The following is a 15,693-nucleotide window of genomic DNA, read 5'->3' on the forward strand; positions in this document are numbered from 1 at the left end:
AGCGGACGGTACCGCGTCTTATACTGCATACGCGCGGCGCCCTCGACCCAGTAACCAAGATAGACATAGGGGAGGCCTGCTGCCCTTGCGCGCAGGATATGGTCCATGATGATGAAGTTGCCAAGGCCAGCGCGTCCTTGGGCATCGGGCTTATAGAAGCTGTAGATCATCGACATGCCGTCGCTTTGCTGGTCAGTCAGGCATGCCCCGACGAGTTCCCCAAGTCGGCCAAAGCGCGGCGGCGTCCGATATTCGATTACATGGCTGCGCACGGGTGATTGTTCGACCATGTCGGCATAATCCATATCGTCCATATTCGCCATGCCGCCTTCGGGATGGCGCGATGCCAGATAATGACGAAGCAGGTCATATTGTTCAGTGGTCGACCATGGGCGACACGCACTGACCACCAAATCCGCGTTTCGGCGCAAGATGCGACGCTGCGTTGCGTTTGGCATAAATTCGTCGGTGCGCACCCGCACAGAAACACATGCCTTGCAGTCCAGACAGCTTGGCCGATAGGCAACGTTTTGACTGCGACGAAATCCGATACGTCCAAGCGCCTCGTTCAGTTCATCGGCATGGCTGCCGTTCAGTTCGGTAAAAACCTTACGTTCTGTTTTGCCCGGCAAATAAGGGCATGGGCCGGGACTGGTAACAAAAAATCGCGGAAAACGGACTGGTGCGCTCATATTCTCTCCGCTTGGCTGCCGTTGCCGTTAAGATATTGTTTACCTTTTATGCACGTCCGCGCCGAAGCTGAAAAGCAAATTTACCATCTTTCCTGCTACCATCGCTTATTTGTTGAGCTCAACGCGCTCGACCTTGTAGCCAGCAGCATCCAAACCGTCGACAAGGCCTTGTAACTGCTCGGCGTCGCGGGCTTCACATTCAATGTCCGTAATCAGCCCCTTGGCGGGCAAAGTCGTAAAAATGCGCTGGTGGTAAATTTCAATGATGTTGACATTATGCTCGTTGAACAGGCGCATGACCTTATACAGTGCGCCCGGCCTATCCTGCAATGTGAGGCGAAGCCGCGCCAAACGTCCGGACCGCGCAAGATCGCGCAAAAGCACATTGGCGAGCAACCGCGTGTCGATATTGCCGCCGCACAAAACGATTCCGACATTCTTACCTGCAAATATCTCCGGATTGCCCATCACTGCCGCAAGACCAGCTGCGCCGGCGCCTTCGACTACAGTTTTTTCAATCTGCAGCAACAGACTAACGGCGCTTTCCAGCTGTGCTTCGCTCACGAGGACAATCTCGTCCGCAAGATCACCGATAACTTTGCTGGTAAATGTACCCGGTACCTTGACGGCAATACCCTCTGCCAACGTGTCGCCCTCGCACGGCATTTGCAGATTGTTGAGCAAAGCATACATTGAAGGGTAAAGTTCGGCCTGCACACCGATGAGGCCAATGTCCGGTTTCAAGGCGCGCGCCGCTGTTCCCATACCCGACAACAAACCGCCGCCGCCAATGGGCACTACCAGCATGTCTAGCGACGGAATGCTCTCTAACATTTCCAGCGCGACGGTCCCCTGCCCTGCGGCTACATTGGGATCGTCAAACGGATGCACAAATGTCAGGCCCTGCTCAGCTTCAAGCTGCCGCGCATGCTTATATGCGTCTTCAAAAGTTTCGCCAAACAGCACGACCTTGCCGCCGACGCTTTCAGTCTGCATTACTTTCACCGTTGGCGTCGGAACCGGCATGACGATAGTCACAGGAATGCCCAACCGCGTGCCATGATAGCTAAGCCCTTGTGCATGGTTGCCAGCCGAAGCCGCAATCACGCCCTTGTTGCGATGTTCCTCAGAGAGCAACAGAATCGCGTTGAGCGCACCGCGCTCCTTAAAGGCCGCTGTGAACTGAAGGTTTTCGAACTTCAGGTATATGTTTGCTCCAGTGAGCTTTGAAAGCGTCTGGCTGTGCAAGGTCGGCGTCGCCACTATGGAATCGCGAATACGGTCATGGGCGGCACGGACATGGTCGAGGGTCAGTAGTTCAGACATGAAATGGCCCCTAACGCATCTGGTGTTAAGTGAAAACAAACATTAAGGCGGTCACATGACCAGAATAGCATTTATCGGATTGGGCGTCATGGGCGGCCCAATGGCACGGCATCTCAAACAAGCAGGACATGCATTGACGGTTTACAACCGTTCGCGTGCGAAAGCCGAAAACTGGATTGCTGCTTACGGCGGGACAATTGCTACCTCCCCGGCCGATGCGGCGAAGGACGCGGAAGTCGTCATCAGCTGCGTTGGCACAGACGACGACTTGTCTGGCGTGACACTTGGCCGGGACGGCGCGTTTGCCGCAATGGCGAAGGACAGCCTCTATATTGACCATACTACGGTCTCTGCCCGCATTGCGCGCCAGCTTGGTGTCGAAGCCAAATCGCGTGGGTTGCTTGTGGTGGACGCGCCCGTCACAGGCGGTCAGGCGGGCGCAGAAAACGGCACCCTTTCGATCATGTGCGGCGGCACAGAAGCGTCAGTCGAGGCAGCACGGCCAATCATCGCAGCTTATTCCAAACGCATTGTGCATGTCGGCGGCCCCGGTACCGGGCAGACCACAAAAATGTGCAATCAAATTGCCTTTGCCGGTGTAATCCAATCCTTGTCGGAAGCATTACGCTTTGCACAATCGGCCGAGCTGGATGTCGAAAAGGTCTATGAAGCAATATCGGGTGGAGCAGCGCAAAGCTGGCAAATGGACAACCGCTGGGCGACAATGGCTGAGGATAAATTCGACTTTGGTTTCGCTGTGGACTGGATGCGCAAGGACCTTGGCCTTGCTTTTGAAGAAGCGCGCGCGGTTGGGGCAACGTTGCCCATTACGGCAATTATCGACCAATTCTATGCTGATGTGCAGCATATGGGCGGCGGCCGAATGGATACCAGTTCAATTGTAAAAAGGCTGCCTAAAGGATGAAGAAATTATGCGCGCTCGCTTTGCTGGCCATCGCTACCCCTGCTTTCGCTGATGGATTGGTCGAAAATGTAAACGGCATTACGCTTGATCAGGAAGGCAAGGTTATCCGTTTCAATGCGATGATGGTGGGGAGCGACGGTAAAGTTACCGAACTGCTGACCAAAAAGGAAAAGCTGCCCAAGCAACTCGATTTCCGCCTTGATGGGCGTGGCGCGACGTTGCTGCCGGGACTGATCGATGCGCATGGTCATGTTATGGGCCTTGGGTTCCAATTGCTCACCCTCGATTTGTCCGCCACTAACAGCCTTTCCGAGGCACAAGCTGCCATCAAGGCCTATGCGGCCAAATATCCCGACCGCCGCTGGATTATCGGACGCGGCTGGAATCAGGAAAAATGGGGGCTTGGTCGTTTTCCAACGGCGCAGGACCTGGACGCGGCTGTCAGCGACCGGCCCGTCTGGCTTGAACGCGTCGATGGCCATGCCGGTTGGGCAAATAGCCGCGCGATGGACATTGCGGGTGTAAGCGCTGCATCGAAATCACCATCGGGCGGACGGATCGAATTGGTTGCTGGTAAGCCAAGTGGTATATTTGTGGACTCAGCGGCAGATCTGGTCGGCAAATTTGTACCGACCCCCAAACCGCTTGAGCGCGACATCGCATTGGGAGAGGCCCAGAAAAAGCTGCATTCTATGGGGATCACGGCGATTGCCGATATGGGTACGACCATGGACGACTGGCAAAGCTATCGCCGTGCAGGCGATGCCGGCTGGTTGACGATCCGCATATTGGGTTATGCCGCTGGCATCGACAATATGGTTGCCATCGCCGGACCGCGGCCAAGCCCATGGCTATATAATGACAAGCTCCGGCTTGGTGGTGTGAAGCTCTATCTTGACGGCGCTTTGGGCAGCAGAGGCGCGTGGTTGAAAAAACCATATGCGGATGCACCGGCTCAAACCGGACTGCAGTTTCTGGCAAGCGCGGAAATCCGCAACCTCATGGTCAGGGCGTCGATGGACGGGTTCCAAACCGCAGTCCACGCCATTGGTGATGCGGCCAATGCCGAGGTTATCGGCGCAATCGAGGAATTGTCGACGACATATAAGGGCGACCAACGTTGGCGCATCGAGCATGTCCAGATTGTCGACCCCGCCGACCTGCAAAGGCTTGGCAAGCATGGAATCATCTCGTCGATGCAACCAGTGCACCAGACGTCCGACCGGCTGATGGCCGAAGCGCGGCTTGGTCAGGATCGGTTGAAAGGCGCTTATGCGTGGCAGTCTATCGCGCGCGCTGGAGGAAAGCTTGCCTTTGGCTCGGACGTGCCGGTTGAGTCGGCGGATCCTTTCGCTGGGCTCGCTGCCGCTATGACGCGCGAGGATGCGGCTGGACAACCCTTTGGCGGCTGGCGGCCGGAAGAACGTGTGTCGCGCGAACAGGCGATTGCGGGTTTTACCACCGGCGCGGCATATGCTGCGTTTGCAGAGGGCAAGTTCGGGTCGTTAACCCCCGGTCATTATGCCGACTTCATCCTGATTGATGTCGATCCGCTGCTTGCAAGCCCGCGCGAACTGCGTAATGCAGTGGTTAAGGAAACATGGGTCGCAGGACGGCCTGTTTATAAAAATGCTGCGGCAAATGCTGCAGACCAAAAAAGCAATGGAGAGACACGATAATGCGCGCATGGACCTTGACGAGCCGCCCGGTAGGACTGCCTAATGATAGCAATTTTGCTCTGTTGGACCAGACGGATGCGGCGTTGGGGGCGGACGAGTTTCGCGTCACCAATAGCTGGCTGTCGGTTGACCCCTATATGCGTGGGCGGATGAATGATGCGAAAAGCTACGCCGATCCGTTCATGCTCGGTGAGCCTATGACTGGCGGTGCGGTTGGAACTGTGACTGAAAGCAATAATGCCGAATATCCGGAGGGCACCAAGGTCATGCACATGGCTGGCTGGCGTGACACTGTCGTCTTCGGCGGCGGCAAAACTCCGCCTGCAGGCATGCCGCCTGTAAAGTTGCCCGATATCGGCGTACCCGACCAATATTGGCTCAGCATCATCGGCATGCCGGGTGGAACCGCGTGGTTTGGCCTGCTAAAGGTAGCTGAAGCCAAGCCGGGCGAAGTTATTTTCGTGTCGGCTGCAGCCGGCGCGGTTGGTTCTACTGTAACCCAAATCGCGAAAGCCAAAGGCATGAAGGTCATTGGCTCCGCGGGTGGTGCAGACAAATGCGCATGGGTAAAGGAATTGGGCGCAGACGCCGTCGTTGATTATAAGTCGGGCAAGGTCCTGCCGCAATTGATGGCCGCGTTGAAGGACATGGGCGAAACAGGCATTGATGTGTATTTCGACAATGTTGGCGGCGAACATTTTGACGCGGCGCTTGCCACAGCAAAGGAATGGGCGCGCTTTGCGGTTTGCGGCATGATTGACGTCTACAACGATTTTAAGGCGCAGCCGATGCAATATTTGCCGATGATCATTGGCAAGCGCATCATGATTAAAGGCTTTCTCTACCCTGACTTTTACGCACAGGTTCCGGAGTTCAACGCCGATATGGCTGCGCTCATTCAGTCGGGGGCCGTCAACGGCCGCGAAACCGTAAAAGACGGGCTCGAGAAAACACCCGAAGCGTTCATTGGACTGTTCAGTGGCGAAAACACGGGAAAGATGCTTGTGCAGCTTTAAGAAATTTTGCTGCGCAGCATTTTACGGAAGTAAGGGAAATCGTTTTTAGCCTTGGTCCCCTTTACGTAACGTCAAAATCACAGATGTTGCAATATTGACGCACATTAAAAATTTAAGGGAAACTGCGCTTAACAGCGATGACATTCGAATGCAGTTTCGCTATTTTATAAAAAAATAAATTCAAAACAGGAGAGAACGAGATGTTGCGACGTGAGAAATCCCTCAGCCACGCGTTAAAGCTATCTGCAGCGTGCATCGCGCTTGCAATTCCAAGCTTTGCGTTTGCGCAAGAGGCGCCACAAGCCGAAGACACCAATGCCGACGAAGAGATCGTCGTGACCGCGCAAGGCCGCAGCCAGTTGCTGTCGGATGTTCCTGTCGCCATTTCTGCCGTTAACGCAGAGACGCTTCAAAACAGCGGCGCGAACGACATTCGTCAGCTGAACCAGGTTGCGCCATCGTTGCTCGTATCGTCCACTGGCTCTGAAGCCAACGGTTCCGCGCGTATTCGTGGTATCGGTACCGTCGGCGACAACCCCGGTCTTGAAAGCTCCGTTCCAGTATTCATCGACGGCGTGTACCGGTCGCGTTCGGGCATCGGCTTGAACGAACTTGGTGAAATTGACCGCGTCGAAGTACAGCGCGGCCCACAAGGCACGCTGGGCGGCCGTAACTCCTCGGCTGGTCTCATCAGCATCTATTCAAAAAAGCCAAGCTTCACCTTTGGTGGCAGCGGCGAACTCACTTACGGCAATTATGACTTCATGCGCGCAGCAACCAGCTTCACTGGCCCGATTACGGAGCAACTGGCGTTCCGCGTCGATGGCGTTTACGTCAAGCGTGACGGCTTTTACCGCGATGACCAAAATGGCCGCGACATCAACAACCGTGACCGTTACTTCCTGCGCGGGCAGTTGCTGTTTGAACCCACCGATGCTCTGTCGATCCGACTGATCGCCGATTATACATCGCGTAAGGAAGAGTGCTGCGCGGCGACTTATGTCGACAGAACGGTCAATCAGTTCATCGGCGACTTGAACAATCCAAGCACGACTGGCGTTGCGGCGACGGCGTCGTCGAACAACATCATCAACGTGCTTCGTGATCTTGGCCAGCCATTGGCTGGTTTCAGTCAGGGTTATGGCCGCAATGTTTCGGTCAGCCCGAACCGCACGTTTTTCGGCGAAACAAAGGATTATGGCTTCTCCGGACAGATCGATTATGACTTCGGTGGCGCAACTTTGACATCGATCACCGCTTACCGGCAGTATCGTTCAGGTCAGGGGTCGGACACAGATTACGGCGAAGTCGACATTCTATATCGCGCACCAAGCAACGATGCATATCGTCAGTTCCATACCTTTACGCAGGAATTGCGCCTGCAGGGTGAAGCATTCGACGGTAAGCTCGACTGGCTCATTGGCGGATTTTTCTCCAATGAAAAACTTACCGTCCGCGACAATCTGCGCTTCGGCAACCAATATGGACGCTTTGCAACATGCCGCATCATTTCTGGCGGCGGTTTGGCCGGGCTATATTCGCCGGCCAACCCATCCTGCGTTATTCCTGGCGTGGGACAGGCGACAATCGGCGGTGCTTCCGGGCTATCCGGTCCTGATGTACTGGCAGCTTTTACGCGGCTTGATACACTCAACGACCTTGGCACGACCAATGATCGATATTTCCAAAATGGCACCAACTATGCCGCCTTTACCCATAATATCATCCACATCACTGATGCGCTCGATCTGACTCTTGGCCTTCGTTACACAAGCGATAAGAAGAAGTTCAATGCAACATTCGGCAACGACAACGTGGCCTGCACCACTATCCAAGGCCTCGTATCGGATGATCTGGTTAACCCGCTGACAACGGCAACAGCGCGTGCATTATCGGGTTCATTGATTGGTCTTGCATGTCAGGGCAACTCGACAGCTGAATTGAACGGCGTGTCGATCAAAGACAAGCGTAGTGAAGATGAATTCACCGGCACTGCAATCCTTTCGTGGAAAGCGACCGACGATCTTTTGGTCTACGGTAGCTTTGCACGTGGTTACAAGGCGGGTGGATTCAACCTCGACCGTTCAGCGCTTAAATCGCCGATTGGAACTTTTGCAGCTTCGGGCGGCGCTCAGGCGTTGGTCGGCCGGCTTCAATTCGACCCTGAATTGGTCGACAGCTACGAATTGGGTGCAAAATTCTCGAACGGCCCATTTGGTCTGAGCGTTTCCGCATTCCGTTCGGATTTTAGTAACTTCCAGCTGAATACATTTAACGGAACCGTCTTCCTTGTGCAGTCGATCAACGGTTGCGGCACGGATCTCGGCGGTGCTGACCGCGACCAAAACACGTCAGCAGCGGGCGCCAATTTCCATGCGGCTGCGGTATCGACGGGCGCCTGCGGTGCAAGCGATGTTGGCTACGGCGTTCGCGCTGAAGGTTTCGAGCTTGAAGCATCATTGGTGCCAGCGCGTAACTTCCGCGTTGCTGCTGGCCTGACTTATGCCAATACAAGTTACCGCAAGAACCTCGTGGGAAGCAAAACCGGCGCACCACTTGATCCGGCACTGCGCAAATTGCCAGGCGACAATTTGTCGAACGCACCTGAACTTGTTGCAACGTCAAGCGTCACATGGACGCCCGATATCGGTAGCAGCGGCATGAGCGGCCTTTTCTACATCGATGGCCGCATGACCAGCGATTACAATACCGGTTCCGATCTGTTCCCGCAAAAGGAACAGGATGGTTTCGCTATTTTCAATGCGCGCATCGGTCTTCGTGGACCTGATCAGGCTTGGGGTCTTGAGCTTTGGGGCCAGAATATCTTCAAACAGGATTATGCACAGGTCGCGTTTAACTCGCCATTCCAGGCAGGCGCAACCTCGGCTCCGTTTGTCGATCCACAATATCCCGGTGGTCGCCAGCTCATCTCGCAGTTCCTTGCAGAACCGCGCACATACGGCATCACATTGCGCGGCAAGTTCTAAAAACTTAGCGTGCTACGATAAAGAGGGGCCTGCAGCAATGTGGGCCCTTTTTTTGTGTCCATATGTTAGCTGAAATGCCTTTTGAGCAAAAACACTGGTCATCCTGGAACCGAAGGCGTGCAGGGCTCAACTCTCTGCTGGGCAAGGATCATCACCGAACACACGTCACCCTTAACTTGTATCAGGGTCTTAATTCGGAAGGCCTGAAGTTAAGATCCTGAAACGAGTTCAGGATGACAGGCGACTTACCGCGTCATCCTCAACTTGTTTCAGGATAACAGGCAACGTACCCGCTTTATCCTGAAACAGTTCAGGATGACGACCAGAAAGTGATTTTTAATTTAGGCCTTTATGGGCCAAGCTCAGCCCAACCAATATTGGTTGGTTAAGTCCCAAATCCTACGCTCAGAAACCCTGGCATTGGTCCATTCCAGCCGTCATCTCCAGCAGCAGCGTCACTCGACTGATCCGGCTTTACGGCCTCGGCCTTGGGAGCGGCTTTCTCACGCGCGGGCTTGGCTATCGTTTTCTCACGTACAGGCTTCGGCTCTGGCATTTCAGCCATATCCTCGCGCTCTACAGAAGGCGTTTGCTTGGCCTTTGCCGCAGGCGCCTTACGGCCACGTTTTGCTGGCGCGCGATCTTCGGCGTCGCCGGCAGGTGCCTCGATCTTGCCAAGACGTTCGATCTTGTTGCCGATCAGCTTCTCGATGCTCTCGATCGCCTCTTCGTCGGCCTTGGTCACAAAGGTAAAGGCTTTGCCCTTTGCGCCTGCACGCCCTGTGCGGCCAATGCGGTGAATATAATCATCGGGATGCCATGGCGCGTCAAAATTGAACACATGGCTGACGCCCTTTACATCAAGTCCGCGGGCCGCAACGTCCGACGCAACCAGCAGGTCGATGTCACCGTTTTTAAACGCCTCAAGTTGCTTTTGCCGCGATGCCTGGTCGATGTCGCCGTGAATTTCGCCCGAGCGCAATCCATGCCGTTGAAGGCTGGTATTGAGTTCGCGTACAGTGGTTTTGCGGTTGCAGAAAATAATCGCGTTAGACACTTTTTCCGTGCGCAAAAGGTCACGCAATACATCACGTTTTTTCATTGGCGACACGTTGACCAAAAACTGTTCAATGTTGATGTTCGCCGTCGCTGGGCGCGCAACCTCGATATATTTGGGATTGGTCAGGAACTTGTCCGCAAGCTTTTTGATCGGCGGCGGCATCGTTGCCGAGAACAAAAGTGTCTGGCGCGTTGTCGGCAGCTTAGTGCAAATATGCTCAATGTCGGGAATGAAGCCCATGTCGAGCATCCGGTCTGCTTCATCTATGACCAGCATTTCGCAGCCCGTCAGCAAAATCTTGCCCCGTTCAAACAGGTCCATCAAGCGGCCCGGCGTGGCGATCAACACGTCAACGCCCTTTTCCAGCGCTTTCACCTGATCACCCATCTGTACACCGCCTATCAGCAGCGCCATCGACAGCTTATGATATTTGCCATATTTTTCAAAGTTTTCGGCAACCTGGGCCGCCAATTCACGCGTTGGCTCAAGTATAAGGCTACGTGGCATCCGCGCGCGCGCGCGGCCATTTGCCAATACATCAATCATCGGCAGTACAAAGCTAGCGGTCTTGCCAGTGCCGGTCTGCGCGATGGCGATGATGTCCCGCATCATCTGTACTTGCGGGATCGCTGCCGCCTGAATTGGAGTTGGCTCATCATAGCCTGACTCGCTCAAGGCTCTCAATAACTCGTCAGACAAGCCGATGTCGGCAAAACGCATATGGTGTTCCGCAAAAAGATGGTGCACCGCCACCAGTAACAAATCCATGGGGACGAGGGTCGCCCTTGGTCGCTACAGCCGGAAATGTCAACATATATGCCGGATTACGCAAGCTTTAACGCGGAATCAGCAACCTGAATTTGTCGACCTCGCATTTCGCGCCTGTACGCGCATGTAACAGGTCGCGGTCGACGCATAATTTTCCATCCTGAGACCGTTCCATATAGGCCCCGGCATAAAATTCCCGCGCGAGGCAGCCATCGCCCAGATAGGCGCGGATGAGAATACCATCGCGCGTCAGCAGATCCAAAGTCCGGTCCGGTCCCGGCCGCGATCCACCAAGCTTGTCTACCCACAAGCATTTGCCGATTTTTTGCTCTTTATATTTTATTTTGGAAATTGACTGACGCTGGGCACCGACCATCGCAGGAACAGTAGCAGTGCTCGGCAACCGGATAATCACCCTCTGGTCAATACGCGCCTGATCAAAATCTGTCTTCAGGCGAAGCAATGGCAGGAAAGGGCTGTCGGCAGCAGCTACAGCAAATTCCGCTGTTGCCTTATGCGACAATGTGGCCAGCGCGACCGCAAAAAGGATGAAGACCATGACTGCGCGCAAGAAACATTCCGGTATGAAGTTGAAGTTCTATCGGCTTTACCCGATAGGGTTGAACCTATCATGAATTGCATGCCAGACCCCTAGCAGACAATGGAAAATACCGTGCCAAATGCAACTATTTTATCGGAATTTCGCGCCATTTTGGGACCAAAGGGCTTTACCGACGACGTAGACGTCATTGCGCCGTGGCTAACCGACTGGCGTGGACGGTTCACCGGATCATCGTCAGCGTTGCTCTCGCCAGCAAATACGCAGGAGGTAGCGGCCGTCGTCAGGCTCGCGGCGAAGCACCGACTTTCGCTCGTTCCGCAAGGCGGTAATAGCGGAATGGTGGCTGGCGCAACGCCCGACAACAGCGGCGAACAGTTAATCCTGTCATTACGGCGCATGAACACCATCACCGCGATGGACGCGTCGGACGGACTTGTGACCTGCGATGCGGGTGTCATCCTGCAGAATTTGCACGAAGCGGTAGCTCAATATGGCAGGCGTTTCCCGCTGACGCTGGGTGGGAAGGGTTCGGCCACAGTCGGCGGCCTCATTTCGACAAATGCGGGCGGGACTCAGGTATTACGCCACGGGACGATGCGTATGCTTGTTGCGGGAATTGAGGCCGTGTTACCTGATGGATCTATTTACGATGCACTTGCACCGCTTAAAAAAGACAATCGCGGATATGACCTGAAGCAATTGTTGATTGGCGCGGAAGGCACAATTGGCATTGTCACAAAGGCGGTCCTGCATACGGTTCCAGCATTGTTGGACCGTTGCGTTGTCTGGGCCGGCGTCGATAGCCCGACGCAGGCCTACGACCTTTTGCTGTTCATGCAGCGACACGGGCGCGACCGATTGGAAGGGTTCGAAATCCTGCCGCAAAGGGCGTTGGATGCCGTTACTACACATATCGCAGGAACACGGCCACCATTGGACACGCCGCATCGTTGGCATGCGCTGATGGAATTTGTTCAGGACGACTTAGGCCAGTCATCTCCCGGCGAATTGGCGGTGCGCCTGCTAGAAGACGCGATGGGCGAAAATCTGCTCGGCAATGCAACCATAGCCAGCAGCGATGCGCAAGCCGACGCCTTCTGGAAAATTCGCGACTCGATTGCCGAGGCAGAACGCGCTGCAGGTCCGGCATTGCAACACGACATCAGCGTTCCCGTCGGTTCTATGGCACGTTTCATTGCGGATGAATCGCCCATAATCGAACGCGATTTTCCGGGAACCAAAACGGTCGCCTTTGGGCATCTGGGCGATGGGAACATCCATTTTCACGTCAAGGCCCCCGATCATGTGGACATTGCGGCTTGGAATGAAACGGATGGCAAGGCCATAACATCGCATGTCTATGACCGTGTGCGCGCGTACGGCGGGTCGCTATCGGCCGAACATGGCATCGGGCAGGCCAAAATTGCCGAGTTTGAACGACTGGCCGAACCTGCGCGGTTGGTGGCTTTGCGCGCGATAAAGAACGCGTTTGATCCGCTCGGCATTATGAACCCCGGCAAGCTTGTACCCCTTGCGTAACGACCGCTGTCCGCTTAAAGCGCCGCATCGATTTTCTGTCATATTATCAAGCACTGGAGTTTCACATGGCCACCGCGCCCCAAGCCGCCAACCTGCCGCTTCTTTACAACGACCTGATCCCGCTCAACAGCAATGACCATGTGACATGGAAATCGCGGATGCTTGAAAACGCCAAATTTCTCGACGGACAGCATGCAATTCCACTGACCATTGAAGAATTCGTTCCAGCGTCGCGTAATTATCCAATCATCTTTTCGGCAACCGACAATCCGGTGCCACTTGTGCTGATGGGCATGAACGAGGGCGTTAACACCTTCATGAATGCAGAAGGGCAGTTTGACCGCCCTGCCTATATCCCTGCTTATGTGCGCCGTTACCCATTTTTGTTGGCAAAGCTGCGTCCAGACACCGACGAACTTTCCTTGTGCTTTGACCCGACCTCAGGCGCGGTTGGCGAATTCGACGAAGGTACGCCAATGTTTGAGAATGGCCAGCCAAGCGAAAACACCAAAGCTATTTTGAAATTTTGTGAAGATTTCGAAAATGCAGGTGCGCAGACGCATGCTTTTGTCGAGGAGTTGCAGAAGCTGGAACTTCTGATGGACGGCGAAGTATCGATCCAGCAGGAAGGTCAGGAACAACCGTTCATTTATCGTGGTTTCAAGATGATCGACGAAACCAAGCTGCGCGACCTTCGGGGCGACACCGTCCGCAAGTTAAACCAGAACGGCATCTTGGCGCTCATCCACGCCCATCTGTTCTCTTTGCAATTGATGCGGGAAATCTTTGCAGTTCAGGTCGCACAGGGTAAGGTGCCACAAGTGACGGAATTGCCCTCGAATTAAAACATCCGATGCTGCATGCCGTCACGCCTTATTAGGGGACGTGGCGGCATGGCTAAATATAGTAAAATCGCGATTCTGTTCCACTGGCTCATCGCTATTCTGATTGGTACAAATGTCCTGCTTGTAAATCTCGCGGAAGATTTACCACGCGCGGCACGCGCGGCATATATGAGCCCGCATAAGGCTATTGGCATTTCCATCCTTGTGTTGTCGATTGGGCGCATTTTGTGGCGCCTTGGTCATCGCCCGCCTCCACAGCTGGATAAGGTGGCTGGCTGGCAAGCCAAAGCAGGATTTGCTGCCCATATTTCATTCTATGTTTTAATGATCGCGATGCCGTTGACCGGATGGCTTATGATCGGCGCACGCGGAAAAGCAGCCCCGGTCGATTTCTTCGGATTGTTTTCGGTAGATTTGGCTATCGGCAAAAACGGGTTGCTTGCTGGAATTGGGAAGGAAGGCCATGAAATTCTGGCTACCGTGCTTCTCGTCCTCATCGGTTTGCATGTTTTAGGCGCTTTGAAGCATCAATTTGTGGACAAGCTGCCTTTCGTTCAACGCATGTGGCCATAACGCCACTGCAAAGGCAACAATTACTCGCAACTGTGGGTCGACTGGTCGTCAAGTTGCTTTCGATATTCATCTGAGTCTTGAAACTGCAATAGCGAACGCCCATTCTTGCAATGGATGGAAACTTCCCCTCCCGTTTTCATCCACGGGTGCTCCTTTGGGGCACCAACTCCCTGAACCTAGGCCACCCCGGAGCAATCCGGGGTGGTTTTTTCTAGCTTCATTCCGCAGCGATTAGAGTTGCCGAGCCCAGTGCCTCATCGGCCAGCGCGGCAACTAGTGCCGGAATAAGCGCACTCAGCCGATCAAGGCCAGCCCCGGGCTGACGCAAACCCGCATCAAGATAAAGCGATCTGTCGACCTCAAGCTGGATGGCATGGATATTCGACCGCGGCTTTGCGTGACGGCGCAAAATATATTCGCCCGCATAGGGGTGATTAAGCGCCCCGTTGAAGCCATGTACGCGTAAGCGCGCCAACAGCAGTTCTGCATATTGCGAAGCGGCGCTTTTACCGAAGCGGTCGCCGACGACGAATTGTGTCGGTGGCGCGCCAGTGGCGCTGCGAATCGGCGGCATACTGTGCAGGTCCAGCAGGATAGCCACACCGAATTGCTGCCGCATCCGCTCAAGAATTTGGGAAACCGTATCATGATAGGGCCGGTGGAATGACGTGATACGGTGCTGGACCTCATCCAGCGTAAACTGGCGTTTCCACAAATCGCCGTCGCCCGAAAGCCGGCGCGGCACAAGGCCAAGCCCGCCGCGCTGCTTCACCCCTGGCGCCGGATAGTCGGCGCGCACCGCGCCCTGCACCATGTCGGTATCAATGTCTTGTTCGTCGCGGTTCAGGTCAACCCATGCCCGTGCCCTGTGCGCCATGATGACGGGTTGGCCAAGCTGGACGCTACGCCGCGCCAGAAGATCGGCATAACGGTCCTCAAGACGCAATAATGCAGCAGGAGCCAGCCGCAATGCATCAAAGATGTCTTGGGGATAATCACGCCCGGCGTGCGGGACGGACAACAACACTGGCAACGACATCGTGTCTGTGCCCCATATTGTAAATCCGTCCATATTCGTTTGCGTCATGCGGAATTTGACCTTCTCGAGCGCATGATTGCCAGATTCTTAGCAAAATGGTGCAAAAAAATTAAATCTCTGCAATTATAGGGATATTCGGCGCGGCTAGGTGCCGTGTTAAGAGGTTTAAGGGCCAATCATGATCCGAATTTTGCTTGCTGAAGATGAACAGGCCATGCGCGAATATCTAACGCGTGCGCTGGAACGGTCGGGATATGATGTAGTCGCAGTCGACCGCGGAACCGCGGCGGTTCCCTTGCTTGAACACGAGCGCTTTGATTTGCTGCTGACCGATATCGTCATGCCGGAAATGGACGGGATCGAGCTCGCGCGTCATTGCAATATGGTATCGCCTTCAACTGAAGTCATGTTCATCACCGGATTCTCGGGCGTTGCGCTTCGCGTCGGCGAATCGATGCCGAGCGCCAAAGTGCTTTCAAAACCGTTCCATTTGAAAGACCTTGTTCTTGAAGTCGAACGCCTCTTTGCGAATGAAAATTTCGGTGAACTGAAATAGGCTTGAATGATAAGGCAAGCCCAGCTAGAGGCTGCCGCAGCGTGGGCGTATAGCTCAGTGGTAGAGCACTGTGTTGACATCGCAGGGGTCGCAAGTTCAATCCTTGCTACGCCCACCATTTTCCCT

General features: G+C 54.6%; 13 protein-coding genes and 1 tRNA gene. 9 read left to right on the forward strand and 5 right to left on the reverse strand.

The features are described from left to right. Positions 1–692 (reverse strand): arginyltransferase (locus ACLL9E_RS05485; RefSeq protein ID WP_411290736.1); only part of this gene is annotated, 692 nt, incomplete at its 3' end. 105 nt (positions 693–797) lie between these two features. Beyond that, positions 798–2,018, reverse strand: a complete 1,221-nt coding sequence (locus ACLL9E_RS05490) for a threonine ammonia-lyase (RefSeq protein WP_411290737.1) — start codon at positions 2,016–2,018, stop codon at positions 798–800. 55 nt (positions 2,019–2,073) lie between these two features. Between ACLL9E_RS05490 and ACLL9E_RS05495 the strand changes: the two genes are divergently transcribed. The 4 genes from ACLL9E_RS05495 to ACLL9E_RS05510 all read left to right on the forward strand — a co-directional run bounded on the left by ACLL9E_RS05495 (position 2,074) and on the right by ACLL9E_RS05510 (position 8,625). Beyond that, entirely contained in the window at positions 2,074–2,943 is an 870-nt protein-coding gene (locus ACLL9E_RS05495) for an NAD(P)-dependent oxidoreductase (RefSeq protein WP_411290738.1), read from the forward strand. Further along, a complete protein-coding gene (locus ACLL9E_RS05500; RefSeq protein WP_411290739.1) occupies positions 2,940–4,622 on the forward strand; it encodes an amidohydrolase in 1,683 nt (560 codons plus the stop codon). Before ACLL9E_RS05495 ends, ACLL9E_RS05500 begins: the two co-directional genes overlap by 4 nt. Beyond that, complete coding sequence (locus tag ACLL9E_RS05505; RefSeq protein ID WP_411290740.1) at positions 4,622–5,638, forward strand: NADP-dependent oxidoreductase; 1,017 nt, start codon at positions 4,622–4,624, stop codon at positions 5,636–5,638. Before ACLL9E_RS05500 ends, ACLL9E_RS05505 begins: the two co-directional genes overlap by 1 nt. A gap of 200 nt (positions 5,639–5,838) precedes the next feature. Further along, on the forward strand, positions 5,839–8,625 hold the full coding sequence (locus ACLL9E_RS05510; protein ID WP_411290741.1) for a TonB-dependent receptor: 2,787 nt from the start codon (positions 5,839–5,841) through the stop codon (positions 8,623–8,625). A 385-nt stretch (positions 8,626–9,010) separates the two neighbouring features. On the opposite strand, the gene ACLL9E_RS05515 is transcribed toward ACLL9E_RS05510, so the two are convergent. Next, a complete protein-coding gene (locus ACLL9E_RS05515) occupies positions 9,011–10,405 on the reverse strand; it encodes a DEAD/DEAH box helicase (RefSeq protein WP_411290742.1) in 1,395 nt (464 codons plus the stop codon). Between the two features lie 115 nt (positions 10,406–10,520). Then, positions 10,521–11,024 carry a hypothetical protein gene (locus ACLL9E_RS05520; protein ID WP_411290743.1) on the reverse strand — a complete coding sequence of 168 codons (504 nt, stop codon included), beginning with the start codon at positions 11,022–11,024 and terminating at the stop codon, positions 10,521–10,523. A 102-nt stretch (positions 11,025–11,126) separates the two neighbouring features. On the opposite strand from ACLL9E_RS05520, the gene ACLL9E_RS05525 reads away from it, so the two are divergent. The 3 genes from ACLL9E_RS05525 to ACLL9E_RS05535 all read left to right on the forward strand — a co-directional run bounded on the left by ACLL9E_RS05525 (position 11,127) and on the right by ACLL9E_RS05535 (position 13,972). Beyond that, positions 11,127–12,554 carry an FAD-binding oxidoreductase gene (locus ACLL9E_RS05525; RefSeq protein ID WP_411290744.1) on the forward strand — a complete coding sequence of 476 codons (1,428 nt, stop codon included), beginning with the start codon at positions 11,127–11,129 and terminating at the stop codon, positions 12,552–12,554. Between the two features lie 65 nt (positions 12,555–12,619). Further along, entirely contained in the window at positions 12,620–13,399 is a 780-nt protein-coding gene (locus tag ACLL9E_RS05530; RefSeq protein WP_411290745.1) for a SapC family protein, read from the forward strand. A gap of 48 nt (positions 13,400–13,447) precedes the next feature. After that, entirely contained in the window at positions 13,448–13,972 is a 525-nt protein-coding gene (locus tag ACLL9E_RS05535; RefSeq protein ID WP_411290746.1) for a cytochrome b, read from the forward strand. Positions 13,973–14,189: 217 nt separating this feature from the next. Here the strand turns inward: ACLL9E_RS05535 and ACLL9E_RS05540 are convergent, their stop codons facing one another. Further along, on the reverse strand, positions 14,190–15,059 hold the full coding sequence (locus tag ACLL9E_RS05540; protein ID WP_411290747.1) for an N-formylglutamate amidohydrolase: 870 nt from the start codon (positions 15,057–15,059) through the stop codon (positions 14,190–14,192). Between the two features lie 130 nt (positions 15,060–15,189). Here ACLL9E_RS05540 and cpdR point away from each other — a divergent pair, with 130 nt between their 5' ends. Together cpdR and ACLL9E_RS05550 are read left to right on the forward strand one after the other, a co-directional pair. Continuing rightward, the gene (gene cpdR / locus ACLL9E_RS05545) at positions 15,190–15,567 is read left to right on the forward strand and encodes a cell cycle two-component system response regulator CpdR (protein ID WP_411290748.1); all 378 of its coding nucleotides are present in this window, start codon (positions 15,190–15,192) and stop codon (positions 15,565–15,567) included. Positions 15,568–15,610: 43 nt separating this feature from the next. Beyond that, positions 15,611–15,685: transfer RNA gene (locus tag ACLL9E_RS05550), tRNA-Val, on the forward strand. The last annotated feature ends 8 nt before the right edge of the window (positions 15,686–15,693 follow it).

The organism is Sphingorhabdus sp. (assembly GCF_046596595.1).
GTDB lineage: Bacteria > Pseudomonadota > Alphaproteobacteria > Sphingomonadales > Sphingomonadaceae > Sphingorhabdus_B.

Excerpts from the sequence above, each read along its gene's own strand:
- ACLL9E_RS05490 (WP_411290737.1), bottom strand. The coding sequence starts at position 2,018 with ATGTCTGAACTACTGACCCTCGACCATGTCCGTGCCGCCCATGACCGT.
- ACLL9E_RS05495 (WP_411290738.1), top strand. The coding sequence starts at position 2,074 with ATGACCAGAATAGCATTTATCGGATTGGGCGTCATGGGCGGCCCAATG.
- ACLL9E_RS05500 (WP_411290739.1), top strand. The coding sequence starts at position 2,940 with ATGAAGAAATTATGCGCGCTCGCTTTGCTGGCCATCGCTACCCCTGCT.
- ACLL9E_RS05505 (WP_411290740.1), top strand. The coding sequence starts at position 4,622 with ATGCGCGCATGGACCTTGACGAGCCGCCCGGTAGGACTGCCTAATGAT.
- ACLL9E_RS05510 (WP_411290741.1), top strand. The coding sequence starts at position 5,839 with ATGTTGCGACGTGAGAAATCCCTCAGCCACGCGTTAAAGCTATCTGCA.
- ACLL9E_RS05515 (WP_411290742.1), bottom strand. The coding sequence starts at position 10,405 with ATGCGTTTTGCCGACATCGGCTTGTCTGACGAGTTATTGAGAGCCTTG.
- ACLL9E_RS05530 (WP_411290745.1), top strand. The coding sequence starts at position 12,620 with ATGGCCACCGCGCCCCAAGCCGCCAACCTGCCGCTTCTTTACAACGAC.
- ACLL9E_RS05535 (WP_411290746.1), top strand. The coding sequence starts at position 13,448 with ATGGCTAAATATAGTAAAATCGCGATTCTGTTCCACTGGCTCATCGCT.
- ACLL9E_RS05540 (WP_411290747.1), bottom strand. The coding sequence starts at position 15,059 with ATGACGCAAACGAATATGGACGGATTTACAATATGGGGCACAGACACG.
- cpdR (WP_411290748.1), top strand. The coding sequence starts at position 15,190 with ATGATCCGAATTTTGCTTGCTGAAGATGAACAGGCCATGCGCGAATAT.